General features: G+C 65.7%; 19 protein-coding genes. 17 read left to right on the top strand and 2 right to left on the bottom strand.

Features of this window, described 5'->3' with window-relative positions; genetic code table 11:
* Positions 1-67: 67 nt before the first annotated feature.
* Positions 68-676 (top strand): Maf family nucleotide pyrophosphatase, encoded by a 609-nt coding sequence (locus tag H0W38_RS00765; RefSeq protein WP_292450608.1) that lies wholly within the window; start codon positions 68-70, stop codon positions 674-676.
* Complete coding sequence (locus H0W38_RS00760; protein ID WP_292450607.1) at positions 673-1437, top strand: SAM-dependent methyltransferase; 765 nt, start codon at positions 673-675, stop codon at positions 1435-1437. The genes H0W38_RS00765 and H0W38_RS00760 overlap by 4 nt, the downstream gene beginning before the upstream one ends.
* 97 nt (positions 1438-1534) lie before the next feature.
* Here the strand turns inward: H0W38_RS00760 and H0W38_RS00755 are convergent, their stop codons facing one another.
* Together H0W38_RS00755 and H0W38_RS00750 are read right to left on the bottom strand one after the other, a co-directional pair.
* Positions 1535-2983 carry a DEAD/DEAH box helicase gene (locus H0W38_RS00755; protein WP_292450606.1) on the bottom strand — a complete coding sequence of 483 codons (1449 nt, stop codon included), beginning with the start codon at positions 2981-2983 and terminating at the stop codon, positions 1535-1537.
* Positions 2984-3063: 80 nt separating this feature from the next.
* On the bottom strand, positions 3064-4158 hold the full coding sequence (locus H0W38_RS00750; protein ID WP_292450605.1) for a glycosyltransferase: 1095 nt from the start codon (positions 4156-4158) through the stop codon (positions 3064-3066).
* Positions 4159-4235: 77 nt separating this feature from the next.
* On the opposite strand from H0W38_RS00750, the gene H0W38_RS00745 reads away from it, so the two are divergent.
* The 15 genes from H0W38_RS00745 (at position 4236) to wecC (ending at position 17531) form a co-directional block, all read left to right on the top strand.
* Positions 4236-5723, top strand: coding sequence for a mannose-1-phosphate guanylyltransferase/mannose-6-phosphate isomerase (locus H0W38_RS00745; RefSeq protein ID WP_292450604.1), 1488 nt, complete (start codon positions 4236-4238; stop codon positions 5721-5723).
* Positions 5720-6790, top strand: coding sequence for a dTDP-glucose 4,6-dehydratase (rfbB, locus tag H0W38_RS00740; RefSeq protein ID WP_292450603.1), 1071 nt, complete (start codon positions 5720-5722; stop codon positions 6788-6790). The genes H0W38_RS00745 and rfbB overlap by 4 nt, the downstream gene beginning before the upstream one ends.
* Positions 6787-7683, top strand: a complete 897-nt coding sequence (gene rfbD, locus H0W38_RS00735; protein WP_292450602.1) for a dTDP-4-dehydrorhamnose reductase — start codon at positions 6787-6789, stop codon at positions 7681-7683. Before rfbB ends, rfbD begins: the two co-directional genes overlap by 4 nt.
* A 91-nt stretch (positions 7684-7774) precedes the next feature.
* Complete coding sequence (locus H0W38_RS00730) at positions 7775-8014, top strand: type II toxin-antitoxin system Phd/YefM family antitoxin (protein ID WP_292450601.1); 240 nt, start codon at positions 7775-7777, stop codon at positions 8012-8014.
* Positions 8011-8403: a type II toxin-antitoxin system VapC family toxin gene (locus tag H0W38_RS00725; RefSeq protein WP_292450600.1), complete on the top strand. Its 393-nt coding sequence runs from the start codon at positions 8011-8013 to the stop codon at positions 8401-8403. The genes H0W38_RS00730 and H0W38_RS00725 overlap by 4 nt, the downstream gene beginning before the upstream one ends.
* Before the next feature lie 3 nt (positions 8404-8406).
* Positions 8407-9291: a glucose-1-phosphate thymidylyltransferase RfbA gene (gene rfbA / locus H0W38_RS00720; protein WP_292450599.1), complete on the top strand. Its 885-nt coding sequence runs from the start codon at positions 8407-8409 to the stop codon at positions 9289-9291.
* 48 nt (positions 9292-9339) lie between these two features.
* Positions 9340-9537, top strand: coding sequence for a DUF2283 domain-containing protein (locus tag H0W38_RS00715; protein ID WP_292450598.1), 198 nt, complete (start codon positions 9340-9342; stop codon positions 9535-9537).
* Positions 9538-9629: 92 nt separating this feature from the next.
* Complete coding sequence (gene rfbC / locus H0W38_RS00710; RefSeq protein ID WP_292450597.1) at positions 9630-10181, top strand: dTDP-4-dehydrorhamnose 3,5-epimerase; 552 nt, start codon at positions 9630-9632, stop codon at positions 10179-10181.
* A gap of 37 nt (positions 10182-10218) precedes the next feature.
* Positions 10219-10590, top strand: coding sequence for a MarR family EPS-associated transcriptional regulator (locus tag H0W38_RS00705; RefSeq protein ID WP_292450596.1), 372 nt, complete (start codon positions 10219-10221; stop codon positions 10588-10590).
* The gene (locus tag H0W38_RS00700) at positions 10587-11399 is read left to right on the top strand and encodes an ABC transporter permease (RefSeq protein WP_292450595.1); all 813 of its coding nucleotides are present in this window, start codon (positions 10587-10589) and stop codon (positions 11397-11399) included. Before H0W38_RS00705 ends, H0W38_RS00700 begins: the two co-directional genes overlap by 4 nt.
* A 10-nt stretch (positions 11400-11409) precedes the next feature.
* The gene (locus tag H0W38_RS00695; protein WP_292450594.1) at positions 11410-12180 is read left to right on the top strand and encodes an ABC transporter ATP-binding protein; all 771 of its coding nucleotides are present in this window, start codon (positions 11410-11412) and stop codon (positions 12178-12180) included.
* A complete protein-coding gene (locus H0W38_RS00690) occupies positions 12177-13283 on the top strand; it encodes a capsular biosynthesis protein (RefSeq protein ID WP_292450593.1) in 1107 nt (368 codons plus the stop codon). The genes H0W38_RS00695 and H0W38_RS00690 overlap by 4 nt, the downstream gene beginning before the upstream one ends.
* 28 nt (positions 13284-13311) lie before the next feature.
* Entirely contained in the window at positions 13312-15036 is a 1725-nt protein-coding gene (locus H0W38_RS00685; RefSeq protein WP_292450592.1) for a polysaccharide biosynthesis/export family protein, read from the top strand.
* Between the two features lie 77 nt (positions 15037-15113).
* Positions 15114-16238: a non-hydrolyzing UDP-N-acetylglucosamine 2-epimerase gene (wecB, locus tag H0W38_RS00680; RefSeq protein ID WP_292450591.1), complete on the top strand. Its 1125-nt coding sequence runs from the start codon at positions 15114-15116 to the stop codon at positions 16236-16238.
* Positions 16239-16256: 18 nt separating this feature from the next.
* A complete protein-coding gene (gene wecC, locus H0W38_RS00675) occupies positions 16257-17531 on the top strand; it encodes a UDP-N-acetyl-D-mannosamine dehydrogenase (protein WP_292450590.1) in 1275 nt (424 codons plus the stop codon).
* Positions 17532-17547: the final 16 nt, after the last annotated feature.

Here is a 17547-nt window from a genome sequence, read left to right as displayed (position 1 = left end):
CCGCAGCGGATCGAATTCACGCGATTTCATCGGATCGCAGTTTATGGCCGGCCCCGACAATGCCGCCATGAATGCCCTTTTGTCCACTCCCCGGTTGATCCTGGGTTCGACCTCGCGCTATCGCCGTGAACTGCTCGAACGCCTGCGCCTGCCTTTTTCGAGCGACTCGCCGCGCGTGGACGAGACACCACTGTGCGGCGAGGCGCCGGCCGCGCTGGCCGAACGGCTGGCGCTGGCCAAGGCGCACGAGGTGTCGCGGCGCCATCCCGACGCGGTGGTGATCGGCGCGGATCAGGTGGCCGACCTGGCCGGCGCGCCGCTCGGCAAGCCGGGCAACCACGAACGTGCAGTGGCGCAACTGCGTTCGATGAGCGGGCAGACCATCGTCTTTCACACCGCGGTGGCGGTGCTGCGCCCGGCGCGCGGCTTCGAGCGCGTGGTGCGCGTGCCGGTGAGCGTGCGTTTTCGCGAGTTGAGCGAGGCCGAGATCGCGGCTTATCTGTACGCCGAAGAGCCCTACGACTGTGCCGGCAGTGCCAAGTCCGAAGGTCTGGGCATCGCGTTGCTGGACGCCATCGAGTCCGACGACCCGACCGCGCTGATCGGCCTGCCGCTGATCGCCACCACACGGTTGCTGCGCGAGGCCGGCATCGATGCGCTGCGGAGCCTCGTGTGAGCGGTCGGCTGCTGCTGGTGCCGAACACGCTCGATCTGGGCACCGTGCGCGAAGGCAGCGCCGCGCCTGACCTGCGCGGCGTGCTGCCTCAACACGTGATTGAAACGGCCGCGCGACTCACCCACTGGGTCTGCGAGAACGCGAAGACGACGCGCGCCTTTCTCAAGCGCGTCGATGCGCTCGTGCCCTTGTCGCAGCAGCTGCAGGCGATCGATATCCGCGAGTTGCCCCGCCCGCCCAAGGGCCGCCCCGATGCCGCGGTGCCCGACCTGCGGCCGCTGCTCGCGCCGGCCCTGGCAGGTCATGACATCGGCCTGATCAGCGAAGCCGGCCTACCGGCGGTTGCCGACCCGGGGGCCGCGCTGGTCGCCGCCGCCCATGCCGCCGGCGTGGCGGTGCAGGCCCTCGCGGGCCCGAGCGCCCTGTTGCTTGCGCTGGCCGCAAGCGGGCTCAACGGCCAGAGCTTCGCGTTCGTCGGCTATGTGCCGCAGGAGGCGTCGGCCCAGGCGCAACGGCTCAAGGAACTGGAGACGCTGTCGCGCCGGTTCGGCCAGACACAGTTGATGATCGAGACGCCCTACCGCAACGCCGCGCTGATGCGCGGGCTGCTCGCCACTTTGGCACCGACCACCCGGTTGAGCGTGAGTTGCGGCCTGACCTTGGCGGCAGGCTGGACACGCACTAACGACGTGGCCGGCTGGCGCGAACGGCCGCTGGAGTTGCCGAGCGATGTGCCGGCGGTGTTTGCGCTGCTGGCTTGAAGAGCTTTCGCGTGCGCTCACTGCTCAGGGCAAGGATCCGACCGGCGTATGCCTTGCTTCGCAAAGGCTGCCGCGTCCGGCGGCGCCAAGCACGGCCTCAGCCGCCGAGCAGCGCAGCGACCTTTTTCTTCGTCTTGTTGTAGCGCGACAGCCCACTCGAAGCCGATGCCGCCTCGCGACTGGCACTGTCTGGCGCCGCCTCCCCGGTCGAGACCTGGGCTTCGTAGGGCTGGCTGAAGAACGGGTCGGCCGGGGGGGCCGGCGGGTTGTAGCGGCGCGGAGGTGCAGGGGCTCGTTCCTCGGAACGCACGCGCGACGCTTCGTCACGCGGGCCGTCGTCGCGGCGCGGTGCACGGCGAGGCCGGTCATCCTCGGCCTCGAAGGGCTCGATCTCCAGCTTCTTCTTGATCAGCTTTTCAATGTCGGCGATGAGCCGCGCGTCGTCGCGCGATACCAGAGTGATCGCCAGCCCGGACTGCCCCGCCCGGCCGGTACGGCCGATGCGATGCACGTAGTCTTCGGCATTGAAGGGCACATCAAAATTGAAGACCGCCGGCAGGTCGACGATGTCCAAGCCACGGGCCGCCACGTCGGTGGCCACCAGCAGATCGACTTCGCCGGCCTTGAAGGCGGCCAGCGCCTTGAGCCGCTCATCCTGCGACTTGTCACCGTGCAGCGCCGAGGTGTTGAGTCCATCGCGCTCGAAGGCGCGGGCCAGCCGGGCGGCGCCCAGCTTGGAGTTGACGAACACCAGGCTCTGGCCGATGCCGCGCTGGCGCAGCAGTTGGCGCACCGCCGCGCGCTTGTCGTCGTCTTCGACGCGGTAAAAGCGCTGCTCGACCGTCGAGGCGGTAGCGTTCGGGCGCGCAGTTTCCACCAGGATCGGATCCTGCAGGTAGCTCTGCGCCAGCTTCTTGATCTCGGGCGAGAAGGTGGCCGAGAACAGCAGCGTCTGGCGCGTTTTCGGCAGGTAGCTGAGGATTCTCTGCAGATCCGGCAGAAAGCCGATGTCGAGCATGCGGTCGGCTTCGTCGAGCACAACGTACTCGACCTGATTCAGCGAGCAGTTCTTGCCCTCGATGTGGTCGAGCAGCCGGCCCGGCGTGGCAATGACCACCTCGACGCCGCGCTTGAGCTCGGCCGTCTGCGGCTTCATGTCGATGCCGCCGAAGACCACCGTCGCACGAAGCTGCGTGTGTTTCGAATAGGTCTTGATGCTGTTGGCGACCTGATCGGCCAGCTCGCGCGTCGGCGCGATCACCAGGGCGCGCACCGGATGGCGCGCCGGCGAGGTGCTGCTGCTTTCGTGGCGCAGCATCTTCTGCAGCAGCGGCAACGAGAAGGCCGCCGTCTTGCCGGTGCCGGTCTGCGCTGCGCCCATCACATCGCGCCCAGCCAGCACCAGCGGGATCGCCTTGGCCTGGATGGGCGTCATCGTCATGTACCCGGAGTCGGCCACGGCACGAAGCAGCTTGGGGTCGAGCGCGAGAGTGTCGAAACGGGCGGGTGGCGCCTCGGCCGGCGAGGCCGGCAGCGCGGGGGTCATTTCACTTTGCATGTCCGAAGATTATCGGGGAGAGCCGATATCGGCGGCTCGAGGGGGCTACCGTGCCCTAACCCGGGTCCTCAGCGCCGTGACACCAACCAGCGCGGCGCCTTGAAACGCACGATGCTGCTGTACAGCACGATGTACGAAAACGCGAACAGCAGGATAAAGCCGCCGAGCACACGCGAGTTGTCCCAGAACAGCACGCTCGGCGCGACCGCCAGCATGCACAGTAGCCACAGGTAGGGCGCCGTCATCGAGTTGCGGCGCGTGAGCGCGGCGGCGTCCTGCTTGCCGACCGCCCAGCGCAGCAGACGCCGGTACACGAGGCTGTGCAGATGCACCCCATCGGGCATGCCGACCGCACGGCCGCGCACCACTCGGCGCCGATACATGGAAAACAGCGTTTCGAACACCGGATAGATCGCCATCAGCAGCGGAAACAGCGGCGACACCTCCGGATTGCGCTGCAACAGCAGGATGCCGAGCTCGGCGACGAAAAAGCCGATGAAGTAGGCCCCACCATCGCCGAGGAAGATCAGGCCGGCCGGATAGTTCCACACGAAAAAACCGAGCACCGCGCCCGCCCCCACGAGAGCAACTGTGGCAAGCGCCTGGTCGCCCACTTGGCCTGCGACATAGGCAATGGCCAGCAGCATCATCACGACGCACATGGCCGCCAGGCCGTTGAAGCCGTCGATGATGTTGACCGCGTTGGCGATGCCCGCAACCGTGAAGATCGCCAGGAAGGCGGCTCCGAGCGGGAAGGCCGCCACCCAGTCGAGCCCCCACAGGTCGGTGCGGGTGATGGTGGCGTCGAGCAGCAGCACCGCCAGCGCGGCCGAGATCGCGGTGGCCAGCAGCCGCCACCTCGGGCGCACACGCTTGGTGAAGTCTTCCAGCAGCCCCGCCGCGAAGGCCGGTGTCCCGCACAGCAGGAGCGCCACGGCCAGCCAGGTCACTTCGAGCTCTGCAAACCACCAGAGCACCGCCGCCATGACCGACAAACCGCTGAAGATGCCGATGCCGCCGATGCGCGGCACCGGTCTGGCGTGGAAATTCTGCGGGCCGCTGCGGCCGCGGTCGAGGACCGAGGCGGCGTGGCCGCGCTCCGATCGCACGGTCAGCAGGGTCAGCGCGGCCGAAGCGGCAAACGCGCAAAGAAACAGCAGCATCGAACGAGTGTAGCCAGCCGGTCCTGTCCTTCAGGCGGTGGCGCCCTCGCCGATATAGTGCTGCCGCTGGAGCCCTTATGCATCACATCGTCCCCGTCATCCTCGCCGGTGGTTCAGGCACCCGCCTGTGGCCGCTGAGCCGCGCGCTGTACCCGAAGCAGTTCCTGGCACTCGCCGGATCGCAGACGCTTTTTCAACAAGCGGTGCTGCGGCTGACCGGCCTGCAGGGCGGCGACGTGTCGGCTGCGCGGCCGCTGATGGTGGGCAACGAGGAGCACCGCTTCATGCTCCTCGAGCAACTGCGCGAAATCAAAATCGACGCTGGCGCACTGCTGCTCGAGCCGATGGGCCGCAACACAGCGCCGGCGCTGACCCTGGCCGCGCTCGCGGCACAGGCCGCTGAGCCGGGACACAGCGGCGCTGCCGATCCGATCATGGTCGTGACGCCGGCCGACCAGACCGTCACCGACGCAGCGGCCTTCAACACGGCGCTGCTAGCGGCTATCGATGTCGCCGCCGAGGGCGGCATCGTCACGCTGGGCATCGTGCCCGACCGGCCCGAAACCGGCTTCGGCTACATCCACAGCGAGGGACGCGGGCCGGTGCGGCAGGTGAAGGCTTTTGTCGAGAAGCCCGACCTCGCCACGGCGCAACGCTATCTTGCCGACGGCGGCTACGCCTGGAACAGCGGCATCTTCGTGCTGCGTGCATCGGTGTGGCTGGCGGCGCTGAGCCATTTCCGACCCGACATCGCTGCGGCCACGCGAACGGCCTGGGACGGGCGCAGCACCGATGCGAGTTTCGTGCGTCCCGACGCCAAGGCGTTCGCGGCGATCCCGTCGGAATCCATCGACTACGCGGTGATGGAGCCGAGCCCGGCGCAGCCCGAGGCGGGCTTCACGGTGAAGATGCTGCCGCTCGCGGCCGGCTGGAGCGATCTGGGCGCCTGGGACGCCGTGTGGCAGGTCAGCGAGCGCGACGCCGACGGCAATGCGGGCCACGGCGACACTATGTTCGAGAACAGCCGCAACACGCTGGTGCATGCCACGAGCCGGCTGGTCAGCGCCGTGGGTCTGGACAACGTGATCGTGGTCGAGACGCCCGACGCGGTGCTCGTGGCCGACCGCGAGCGCAGCCAGGAGGTCAAGCAGATCGTCGCCCGCCTGCAAAAGAGCGAGCGCAGCGAAGCGACCCTCCCCCGCCGGGTGCACCGGCCCTGGGGCTGGTACGACAGCGTCGATGCCGGCCCGCGCTTTCAGGTCAAGCGCATCTGCGTCAAGCCGGGTGGGCGTCTGAGCCTGCAGATGCACCATCACCGCGCCGAGCACTGGATCGTGGTTTCGGGCACCGCCGAGGTGACCTGCGGCGACAAAACGCTGCTGCTCAGCGAGAACCAGAGCACCTACATCCCGCTGGGCCAGACCCACCGGCTCGCCAACCCCGGCAAGCTGCCGCTGGAATTGATCGAGGTGCAGTCGGGCAGCTATCTGGGCGAGGACGACATCGTTCGCTTCGAAGACACCTACGGCCGCGTGGCCAACGACAAGCCGGCGGGCCAGCCGTGATCCTCGTGACCGGCGGCGCCGGCTTCATCGGTAGCAACTTCGTGCTCGACTGGATCGAAGCCACCGGCGAGCCGGTGCTCAACCTGGACGCACTCACCTACGCCGGCAACCTGCGCAATCTGGCGTCGCTGCAGGGTGACCCCCGCCACGTGTTCGTGCAGGGCGACATCTGCGATCGCCCACTGCTCGACCGGCTGTTCGCGGAGCACCGGCCGCGCGCAGTGCTGCACTTCGCGGCCGAGAGCCATGTCGATCGCTCGATCCACGGTCCGGGCGCTTTCATGCGTACCAACGTGGAAGGCACGTTTACCCTGCTCGAAGCGGCACGCCAGCACTGGTCCGCGCTGCCGGCGGACAAGAAGGCCGCGTTTCGCTTTCACCATGTGAGCACCGACGAGGTCTATGGCTCGCTCGCGCCCGATGCGCCGGCGTTTACCGAAACGCACGCCTATGAGCCGAACAGCCCGTACTCGGCCAGCAAGGCAGCCAGCGACCACCTGGTGCGGGCCTGGCACCACACCTACGGCCTGCCGGTCGTCACCAGCAACTGCTCCAACAACTACGGGCCTTATCACTTCCCCGAGAAGCTGATTCCGCTCTTGATCGTCAATGCGCTGGCGGGCAAACCGCTGCCGGTGTACGGCGATGGCCGGCAGGTGCGCGACTGGCTCTACGTGGGCGACCACTGCAGCGCGATCCGCGCCGTGCTCGCCAAGGGCCGCCTCGGGGAAACGTACAACATCGGCGGCTGGAACGAACAGGCCAACATCGACATCGTGCACACCGTGTGCAAGCTGCTCGACGAACTGCGGCCCGACCCGGCCGGCCCCTACAAGCGCCTCATCACCTTCGTGGCCGACCGGCCGGGCCATGATCGCCGCTATGCGATCGACGCACGCAAGATCGAGCGCGAACTCGGCTGGCGTCCCGCGGAAACCTTCGCCTCGGGCATCCGCAAGACGGTGCAGTGGTACCTCGCCAATGCCGACTGGGTGGCGGATGTGCAAAGCGGCGGCTATCGCGACTGGATGGCGCAGAACTACGCCACCCGGGCGCCCGGCGCATGAAGATCCTGCTGCTCGGCAAGAACGGCCAGGTCGGCTGGGAGCTGCAGCGCTCGCTGGCCGTGCTGGGCGAGCTGACGGCACTCGACTTCGACAGCACGGGACTCAGCGCTGACTTCAGCCGGCCCGAATCGCTCGCCGCCACGGTGCAGGCGGTGCGGCCGGACGTGATCGTCAATGCGGCGGCCCACACCGCCGTCGACAAAGCCGAGAGCGAGCCCGAACTGGCGCGCACCCTCAACGCCACCGCGCCCGCCGTGCTGGCGCGCGAAGCGGCCGCGCTCGGCGCCTGGCTGGTCCACTACAGCACCGACTACGTGTTCGACGGCTCGGGCGCCGCGCCGCGCACCGAGGACGCACCGACCGGCCCGCTCAGCGTCTACGGCCGCACCAAACTCGAGGGCGAAGAGGCCATCCGCGCCAGCGGCTGCCGGCACCTGATTCTGCGCACGAGCTGGGTCTATGCCGCACGCGGCGGCAACTTCGCCAAGACCATGCTGCGGCTGGCCGCCGAGCGCGACCGGCTCACCGTCATCGACGACCAGATCGGCGCGCCGACCGGCGCCGACCTGTTGGCCGACATCACCGCGCATGCCTTGCGCACGCTGCAGCAGCGCCCGGAGCTGGCCGGCACTTACCACGCGGTGGCGAGCGGCGAAACCAGTTGGTACGGCTATGCGCGCTTCGTCATCGAGTGGGCGCGGGCGCACGGGCAGGCCATCAAGGTGGAGGCGCTAGCAATCGAGCCGGTTCAGACCACGGCGTTTCCGACGCCTGCCCAGCGGCCATTGAACTCGCGATTGGATACGCGAAAAGTGCAGGCAGCATTCGGGTTGCGCCAACCGGCTTGGCAGCACGGAGTCGAACGCCTGCTCGCGGAAATCTGCGGCGCGTGATTGCGGCTTACGGCCATGTGCGGGCGTCGGATTGACCAGCTCAAGCTGCTTAGTCATACTTAGCCATCCCCAACCGCACGCAGAGCACCCCATGACCACCGTCAACGTGCATGAAGCAAAAACCCAGTTGTCCAAGCTGATCGAAGCCGTCGAAGCCGGCGAGGAAGTGATCATCGCGCGCGCCGGCAAGCCGGTCGCCAGGTTGATGCCGCTCGAGGCGAGCAAGCCACGGCGGCGACTGGGGTTGCTGGCAGGCCAACTCACGGTTCCCGATGACTTCGACGCCCCGCTGCCCGACGAGGTGCTGAACTCTTTCTACACGCCGCTTTGAGAATCCTGCTCGACACTCACATCCTTCTCTGGGCACTGGACTCGCCGCATCGGCTCCCGGCGAGCGTGCGCGACGATCTCGCAGATCCGGCAAACGACGTGCTTTTTTCGTCGGCCAGCATCTGGGAAATCGCCATCAAGGCCGCGCAGGGCAGGCACGACTTCAAAGCCCGACCAGCGCTGACCTGGCGCGGTGCAATCGAAGCCGGCTTCGAGGAACTTCCGGTGCGATCGACTGACGCCATTGCTGTGCTCGACCTGCCGGTGCTGCACAAGGATCCGTTCGACCGATTGCTTCTCGCACAAGCGATCGTGTGCCCCGCATGGCTGTACACGGCTGACCGGCAGCTCGAGTCGTACCCTGGCCCTGTTCACTACATTCAACTTTGACTCATGACGACGCGCAAAGGCATCATCCTCGCCGGTGGCTCCGGCAGCCGGCTGCACCCGGCCACGCTCGCACTGAGCAAGCAATTGCTGCCGGTGTACGACAAGCCGATGGTCTATTACCCGCTGAGCACGCTGATGCTTGCGGGCATCCGCGACATTCTCCTGATCAGCACGCCGCAGGACCTGCCGCGCTTCGAGGCGCTGCTGGGGGATGGTTCGCGCTGGGGCCTGAACCTGAGCTACTGCGTGCAACCCAGCCCGGACGGTCTGGCCCAGGCCTTCATTCTCGGGCGCAGCTTCGTCGGCGGTCAGCCGAGCGCGCTGGTGCTCGGCGACAACATCTTCTACGGCCACGACCTGCAGCGCCTGCTGAAGAACGCCAACGAGCGCGGCGCAGGCGCCAGCGTGTTCGCCTACCACGTGACCGACCCCGAACGCTACGGCGTCGTCGCCTTCGACGCGCAGCAGCGCGCCCTGAGCATCGAGGAAAAGCCGAGCACGCCGAAGAGCAACTACGCCGTCACGGGACTGTATTTCTACGACGAGCAGGTCTGCGACATCGCCGCCGACATCAAGCCCAGCGCGCGCGGCGAGCTGGAGATCACCGACGTGAACGCGCGCTACCTGGCGCAAGGCGCGCTGGGCGTCGAAATCATGGGCCGCGGCTACGCTTGGCTCGACACCGGCACCCACGACAGCCTGATGGAAGCGGGCCAGTTCATCGCCACGCTCGAGAAGCGCCAGGGTCTGAAAGTGTCCTGCCCCGAAGAGATTGCCTACCGCTCGGGCTGGATCAGCGCGGAGCAGTTGGAGGTGCATGCGCGGCCGATGCTGAAAAACGGCTACGGGCAATACCTGATGAAAGTCCTGAACGAGCGGGTGTTTTGAGCGACTGCAGCCACTACGCTCAAGGGCATCCCGACCGGATTTCACGCCATGAAGATTCGCTACTTCGAAGACACGGACACGCTCTTCATTGAATTGAAAGCTGGAAGCGTGGCAGAAACCCGAGACCTCGACGAAAACACTTTGCTTGACTCGGACGCCCAGGGTCAGGTCCTTGCTATCACCTTTGAGCACGCCACGGATCGCGCCGAACTGAGCAATTTCTCCTTCGACTGTGTGGCGGCCTGAAACGCGTGGTCACGGTCGACCGCGATTTCAATCGCTTCGCGGGCCTGATATGAGCTGCCTTCGATTGCCGCTCGCGGCACACTGACCGAGCCATGAACGTCATCCCCACCGCCCTGCCCGAGGTGCTGATCATCGAGCCGAAAGTCTTCGGCGACGAGCGCGGCTTTTTCATGGAGAGCTTCAACCAGCAGGCTTTCGATGCCGCGGTGGGCTACTCGGTCACCTTCGTACAGGACAACCACTCGCGCTCAGCGCGCGGCGTGCTGCGCGGCCTGCACTACCAGTTGCCGCCGCATGCGCAGGGCAAGCTGGTGCGGGTGACGGCGGGCGCGGTGTTCGACGTGGCGGTCGACATGCGGCGTTCGAGCGCGCGTTTCGGGCGCTGGGTGGGTGTGGATCTGAGCGCGGCCAATCACCGGCAGCTGTGGATTCCGCCGGGGTTTGCGCATGGATTCCTCGTACTCAGCGACAGTGCTGACTTCTTGTACAAGACGACAGACTACTACGCTCCCCCGGCAGAAGCAGCGCTGGCTTGGGACGATCACGGCGTTGGCATCCGCTGGCCGGAACTCGGTACAGCTCCCATCCTGTCGCCCAAGGACGCCGTTGCGCCCGCGCTGGGCGATGCCAGGGGCTTCGACTGAGGGTTCAGAAGGCGCCGCTACACTCCGCGTTCACATCGTGAACACGTTGAGCATGCCACCCACAGTTGCTCGTGCCGCCGATACCGACGCCGCCCGGCTCCAGGTCTTGCGCGTGCTGGAGAAGCAACCGACCCTCTCACAACGCGAGTTGTCGGCGGCGCTCGGCTTGAGTTTGGGTAAGACCCATTACCTGCTTCACGCCCTGCTCGACCGCGGCCTTGTCAAGGCGCGCAACTTCCGCCGCAGCGATCGCAAGCTCGCCTACGCGTACCTGCTCACCCCAGCAGGGCTGCGCGAAAAGCTCAGTCTCACGCGCCGCTTTCTTGGTCGCAAAGAAGCTGAATTCGAACAGTTGCAAGTGACGATCGCTGCATTGCGCGCTGAACTCGCTCGCGAGGAGCGCCCTTGAGTTCGAGCCCGACCGCACGCGGGACGCAGGGCCGGCGCACGCCGTGGCAAGTGCAACGCGCGGTGTGGTTCGCGCTCCTGCAACGCGACCTCAAGGCACGTTTTGAAGGCCGCTGGCTCGGCGGCCTTTGGGCGCTTTTCGAGCCGGTTGCTCTACTGGCAATGATGCTGATGGTGTTCGGCTACCTGCGCAGCCGGGTAGTGCCGGGCATGCCTTTTCCGCTCTTCCTGGTAACCGGAATGATTCCTTTCCTGGTCTTTCGGAACGTCATGACCCGAGTCATGGGTGCCATCGACAGCAGCCGCGGGCTGTTCGGCTACCGGCAGGTCAAACCGATCGACGTGGTGGTCTCGCGCGCCGCGATGGAAGTGCTGATCTACAGCGCGATCTTCTTCGTTTTCCTTGCCGTGCTCGGCTGGAGCGGCATGCAGTGGTTTCCGGATCATCCATTGCATTTGGCTGTCGCTGGCTTGGTGATGATTGCGCTGGGTTTCGGGCTTGGGCTGATCTTGGCCGTGTCCACCGACGACTTTCCGCAGTTTCGGGTTTTCGTTCGGCTGATGTTCATGCCGCTGTACTTCCTGTCCGGCGTGATTTTTCCGGTGAGCAGTTTGCCGGCCAACTTCCTGCCTTGGCTGTTGTGGAACCCCCTGCTGCATCTGGTCGAGATCCACCGCGGCTACTTCGTCGAGAACTACCACGTGATCGACGAAGTCAATCTCGCTTATCCAAGCTACTTGACACTGATCACCCTGGCCTTCGGACTGGCCTTGTACAGGGTGCGTCGATTGCGCCTGCTGGCGAGCTGACGCTCTTGTCATGATCGAACTGCGCGAGATCACCAAGTCGTATCCCACGCTGCACGGGCGGCGTTACGTCTTCCGCGACTTGAGTTTCCGTTTCCCGGACGACGCCAGCATCGGCCTGATCGGCCCCAACGGGGCCGGCAAGTCCACCTTGATGCGTCTGCTCGGCGGCATTGACGCGCCTGATTGCGGCCATATCGTCAGCGACGCCAACATTTCCTGGCCCGTCGGATTGGGCAGCGGCATGCAGCCGACCTTGAGCGGACGCGACAACGTCCGCTTCGTCTGCCGCATCTATGGCGCTACCGGCAAGGCAATGCGCGAGAAGATCGCTTACGTTGAGGATTTCGCCGAGATCGGCGAGTACTTCGACCTGCCGGTCAAGTCGTATTCGTCGGGCATGCGTTCCCGGCTTGCCTTCGGTCTGAGCATGGCCTTCGACTTCGACTACTACCTCATCGACGAAGTCATGGCGGTTGGCGACGCGCAGTTCCGCAAGAAGGGGCAGGAAGTATTTCGCACGCGCCTTTCGAAGGCCAAGCTGATTCTCGTTTCACACAACATGGCCGACATCCGCCAGTGGTGCGACGTGGTCGTGCTGGTCAAGGACGGAACGGCCACGGTGTTCGAAGACGTCGAAGCCGGCATCCTGGCTTATCAAGGTCCGTCGGCGCCGACCTCGCCGCGCGCCAAACGCGGGCCGGTCGCACCAGCCGCTCCTGTGGTGCCTGCCCCCACAGCGGCTGCACTCCCTCCCGAACTCCAGTCCAAGACCGACCTATGAACCAGCTCCTGGCGCTCACCCCGCGCCGCCTCAAACTGCTGATCATCGCGCTGCCGCTGCTGCTGGCCACGCTTTACTACGCGCTGCTCGCGGCAGACCGCTATGTCAGCGAATCCATCGTCACGGTGCGCCAGGCCAGCCAAGATTCAGCCGGCAGCGTACCGGGCGTGGCAATGCTGCTGGGCGGCGTGAACCCGCCGTCGCGCGACGACACGCTTTACCTGCGCCAGTTCATCCACTCGCTCGCCTTGTTGAACCGACTCGACGCCGAACTCGATCTTCGTGGCCACTTCGAGGCCGAGACGGCCGATCCGCTTTACCGCCTTTACGACGGCGTGAGCCAGGAATGGTTTCTGGACTACTACCGAAGCCGTGTCGAGGTGACTTTCGACGACATCGCGGGCCTCCTCACGGTGCGAGCGCAGGGCTTCGAACCGGCGTTTGCGCAGGCGCTCAACGCGGCCATCCTGAAAGAGAGCGAACGCTTCGTGAACGACTTTTCGCAGCGCATGGCGCGCGAGCAGATGGGCTTCGCCGAGAACGAGCTCAAGGGGGCGGCAGCACGCCTGCAGCAGGCCAAGTCCCAGGTGCTGGCCTTCCAGACCAAGAACAAGCTGCTCGACCCGCTGACCCAAGCCGAGGCCAGCAGCGCACTGACCGCCAAACTGCAAAGCGAGCAGGCACAGCAGGAGGCCGAACTGCGTAATGCGCGCACCTTCCTGAACGACAGTTCCTACCAGATCAAGGCCTTGCGCAGCCAGCTGGAAGCCACGCGCTCCCAACTCGACATCGAACGCCTGCGCGCCACGTCCGGCCGCACCGGCGAGCGTCTGAACCGGCTGGCCGCCGACTTCCAGGAGTTGATCCTGCAAGCCGGTTTTGCAGAAGACGCCTACAAGCTGTCGCTCGCCGCCGTGGAAAACGCCCGGATCGAGGCGTCACGCAAGCTCAAGAGCCTTGTCGTGATCGAACCACCCTCGTTGCCGGAGACGGCGCGTTATCCGCGCCGTATCTACAACCTCGTGACACTGGCTGTGATCTGCCTGCTGCTCTATGGCATTACCCGGCTGGTAATAGCCACCATCCGCGAGCATCAAGATTGACGTGACTCTCGCCGCACCTTCGACTGACATGACTTCATTTTTTCTGGCACCGCACGCTGCCCTGCGTACCTGCGCCTGTGCGCTGCTCTTGATGCTGAGCGCAGGCGGTCACGCGCAGGTGTTCGTGGACCCGCTCAATCTCAGCCCGCGCGGCCTGACCGACGTGCCACCCGCCCGGCCGCCCGTTCCCGCACAGGTACCGGCTGCGAAAGCAAGTGATCCGCAACCGCGCGAGACCAATCCCTTGCCGCCCGACCCTTTCACGTCTACGCAGCCGGTAGTCTTCGGCTCGCAGATCTTCACCGGCCGATTTGGCTCCGAGGCCTTCAGCGGGTTCAATCCCGACTACCAGATTGCGGTGGGCGACCGGATTCACATCCGCATCTGGGGCGCGTTCAACTTCGACGAAACACAGCCGGTCGATGCGCAAGGCAACGTGTTCATTCCGAATGTGGGGCCCGTCAGCGTGCTGGGCGTGCGCAATGCCGACCTGACTCGACAGGTGGAGGCGCAGGCGAAGCGCACTTTCCGCGCCAACACGGGCGTTTATGCCACGCTCGAAGCCGCTCAGCCGGTAAAGATCTATGTGACTGGCTTCGTGCGCGCGCCCGGCCTGTACGGCGGCTTGTCGTCCGACTCGGTGCTGGCCTACCTGGACCGTGCGGGCGGCATCGACCCCGACCGTGGCAGCTACCTCGAGGTGGACGTGCTGCGTGCCGGCAAGCTGCGCGCCAAGTTCAACCTCTATCGCTTTCTTCTCGATGGCCAGATCGCACCCTTGCAACTGCAGGACGGCGACACGGTCGTGGCCTATCCGCGCAAGCACACGGTGCTGGTCCGCGGCGATGTGCTCAACCCTTACTTGTTCGAATTCAGCAAACCCGTCATCAGCGCGGCCGATCTGGTGGCCGTGGCGCGGCCCCGGCCCAGCGCCACCCACTTGAGCATCGTGCGCAAGGTGGGCGTCGACACACGCAGCGAGTACCACCCGCTCGGCGCGGTAGCCAACGTCACCATTCAAGACGGCGACGAGGTGCTGTTCACCTCGGACAAGTACCCCGGCACGATCCTCGTGCGTGTGGAAGGCGCGCACCTGGGCGAGCGAACGCTGATCCTCCCCTACGGCGCCAAGCTTCAGGATGCCCTGGCGCTGCTGAAGCCCGCCCCGCAAGCCAACGTCGACGCGCTGCAGCTCTACCGCATCTCCGTGGCCGAGCGGCAAAAGGAAATGCTCGAAGCCTCGCTGCGCAGCCTTCAAACCTATGCCTTGACGTCACGCTCGGCCACCAGCGAAGAGGCCGCGCTGCGCACGCGCGAGGCCGATCTCATCATGCAGTTCATCGAGCGCGCCCGGCAAACCGAGCCTCGCGGTCAAGTGCTGCTTGCGGATCGCGAGCAAGCCGTGAACACCTTGCTGGAAGACGGCGACGTGCTCCGCGTGCCCGAGCGCAGCAACCTCGTGCTCGTCAGCGGCGAAGTCCTGCTGCCCAACGCCTTGGTATGGGACCCGAATGCAAGGGTCTCCGACTACATCCAGCGTGCCGGTGGCTACAACCAGGACGAAGACGACGCCCGCGTGGTCGTGCTGCGCCAGGACGGCAGCGTGAGCGATCCGGGCCGCGGCCCCCTGATGCCGGGCGACGAGGTGATGGTGCTGCCCAAGATCGAGGCCAAGAGCGTCGAGATCACGCGCGGCATCACGCAAATCATTTATCAACTGGCTGTCGCGGCGAAGGTCATCCTCGACTTCTGATCGGCAAGTCTCTCGGCCCTGAAGCCTGCAGTCGCCGGCTTCAGGGCCTTGCGCGCGCAAAGCAAACACCAAGACTCATGAAAGTTCTCACGGTCTTCGGGACCCGTCCCGAAGCGATCAAGATGGCGCCGCTGGTCAAGCGGCTGGAGTCCGAACGCGGCATCACCAGCCGCGTTTGCGTGACGGCCCAGCACCGGCAGATGCTCGATCAGGTGCTCGATCTGTTCGAAATCAAACCCGACCACGATCTCAACGTCATGAGGCCGGGACAGGACCTGTACTCGATCACCGGCGACATCCTGCAGTCGATGCGCGGCGTGCTGGAAGCCGAGCGGCCCGACATCGTGCTGGTGCACGGCGACACCACCACCACCTTCGCCACCACGCTGGCGGCCTACTACCAGCGCATCGCGGTCGGCCATGTGGAGGCCGGGCTGCGCACCGGCAACCTGTACTCGCCCTGGCCCGAGGAAGCCAACCGCAAACTCACCGGCGCGCTGGCACGCCTGCATTTCGCACCCACCGACACCTCGCGGGACAACCTTCGCCGCGAAGGCGTGGCCGAAGCGCAGATCATCGTCACCGGCAACACCGTCATCGACGCACTGCTGGTCGTGCGCGACAAACTGGCGACCACGCCCGAGTTGAGCGCCACGCTGGCGGCCCGCTTCCCCTTCCTGCGCGAAGGCGCCCGCCTGGTGCTGACTACCGGCCACCGGCGCGAGAACTTCGGCGACGGCTTCGAGCGCATCTGCGAGGCCATCGCCCACTTGGCGCGGCGCTACCCCGACACGGACTTGCTGTATCCGGTGCACCTCAACCCGAACGTGCGCGAGCCTGTGCAGCGCCTGCTGGCCGACATCGCCAACGTGCACCTGACGGAGCCGCTGGACTACCTGCCCTTTGTTTACCTGATGACGCGTTCAACGGTCATCCTCACCGACTCGGGCGGCATCCAGGAAGAAGCGCCCTCGCTCGGCAAGCCGGTGCTGGTGATGCGCGACACCACCGAGCGGCCGGAAGCCGTCGCGGCCGGTACCGTGAAACTGGTCGGCACCGACGTGGCAGCCATCGTGGACGGTGTGGCCAAGCTGCTCGACGACCGCAGTGAATACGAGCGCATGAGCTTTTCGCACAACCCGTATGGGGACGGCCAAGCCTGCGAGCGGATCGCCGCGGCCTTGCTGTCGCACCTGTCCTGAGCTTTAGACGGCAACAACATGAACGCTACTGAAACCTTCAAAACCGTCTCGATGATCGGCCTGGGCTACATCGGCCTGCCGACTGCCGCCATGTTCGCCGCGCGCCGCATTCGAGTGATTGGCGTGGACGTCAACCAGCGCGCGGTCGACACGATCAACGAGGGGCGCATCCACATTGTGGAGCCGGAGCTGGACATGATCGTGCACAGCGCCGTGACGCAAGGTTTCCTGCGCGCCACAACCAAACCCGAACCCGCAGATGCTTTTCTGATTGCGGTGCCCACGCCATTCAAGGGCGACCATGAACCCGACGTGAGCTACGTGAAGGCCGCCGCCGAATCGATAGCGCCCGTGCTGCGCCCCGGCAACCTCGTGGTGCTGGAATCGACCTCGCCCGTAGGTACCACCGAGGAACTCGTGCAATGGCTGGCCGAGGCTCGCCCGGACCTGCGCTTTCCGGTTGCCGGTGCCAGCGAAGTGAACGTCAATGTCGCCTACTGTCCCGAGCGAGTGCTGCCGGGCCATGTGGTGCGCGAGCTGGTCGAGAACGATCGCATCATCGGCGGCCTGACCGCGACCTGCTCCGAGCGGGCGGTGGCGCTGTATCGGACCTTCGTCCAAGGCGAACTGCTGATCACCAACGCGCGCACAGCCGAGATGTGCAAGCTCAGCGAGAACTCGTTCCGCGACGTGAACATCGCATTCGCGAATGAGCTTTCGATCATTTGCGACAAGCTCGACATCAGCGTCTGGGAACTTATCCGACTGACCAACCGCCACCCCCGCGTCAAGATACTGCAGCCGGGCACCGGTGTCGGCGGCCACTGCATCGCGGTCGACCCATGGTTCATTGTCAACAAGACGCCGGCCGAGGCGCGCCTGATCCGCACCGCACGGGAGGTGAACGACGCCAAGCCGCAGTGGGTGCTCGACAGGGCGGCTGCAGCTGTCAGCCGGCTGTGCGCCACCCCGGCGCAGCGCAAGGAAGAACAACTGACCATCGCCGTTTTGGGCTTGGCATTCAAGCCGAACATCGATGATTTGCGCGAAAGTCCGGCCCTGCATGTGGCGGAGCAATTGCTCAAATCCACTCGCGCACAGATGTACTTCGTGGAGCCGAACGTCTCCGCACTGCCACGCACGCTGACGGACGGCGCCCTCGTCGACGTAGCTGGGGCCCTTGAGCGCAGCGATATCGTTGTGGTGCTGGTTGCACACCGCGAATTCCAGGATCTTGCAGCGAAGTTGCTCCCGCACCAGATCGCGATCGACGCAGTAGGCGTCTTGTCGTGAACGGTTCGTTCGCTCT

Source organism: Methylibium sp., assembly GCF_013817365.1.
GTDB lineage: Bacteria > Pseudomonadota > Gammaproteobacteria > Burkholderiales > Burkholderiaceae_C > Methylibium.
Note: the sequence above shows the minus strand (reverse complement) of the source record. Positions and strands in the feature narration are given on the sequence as shown.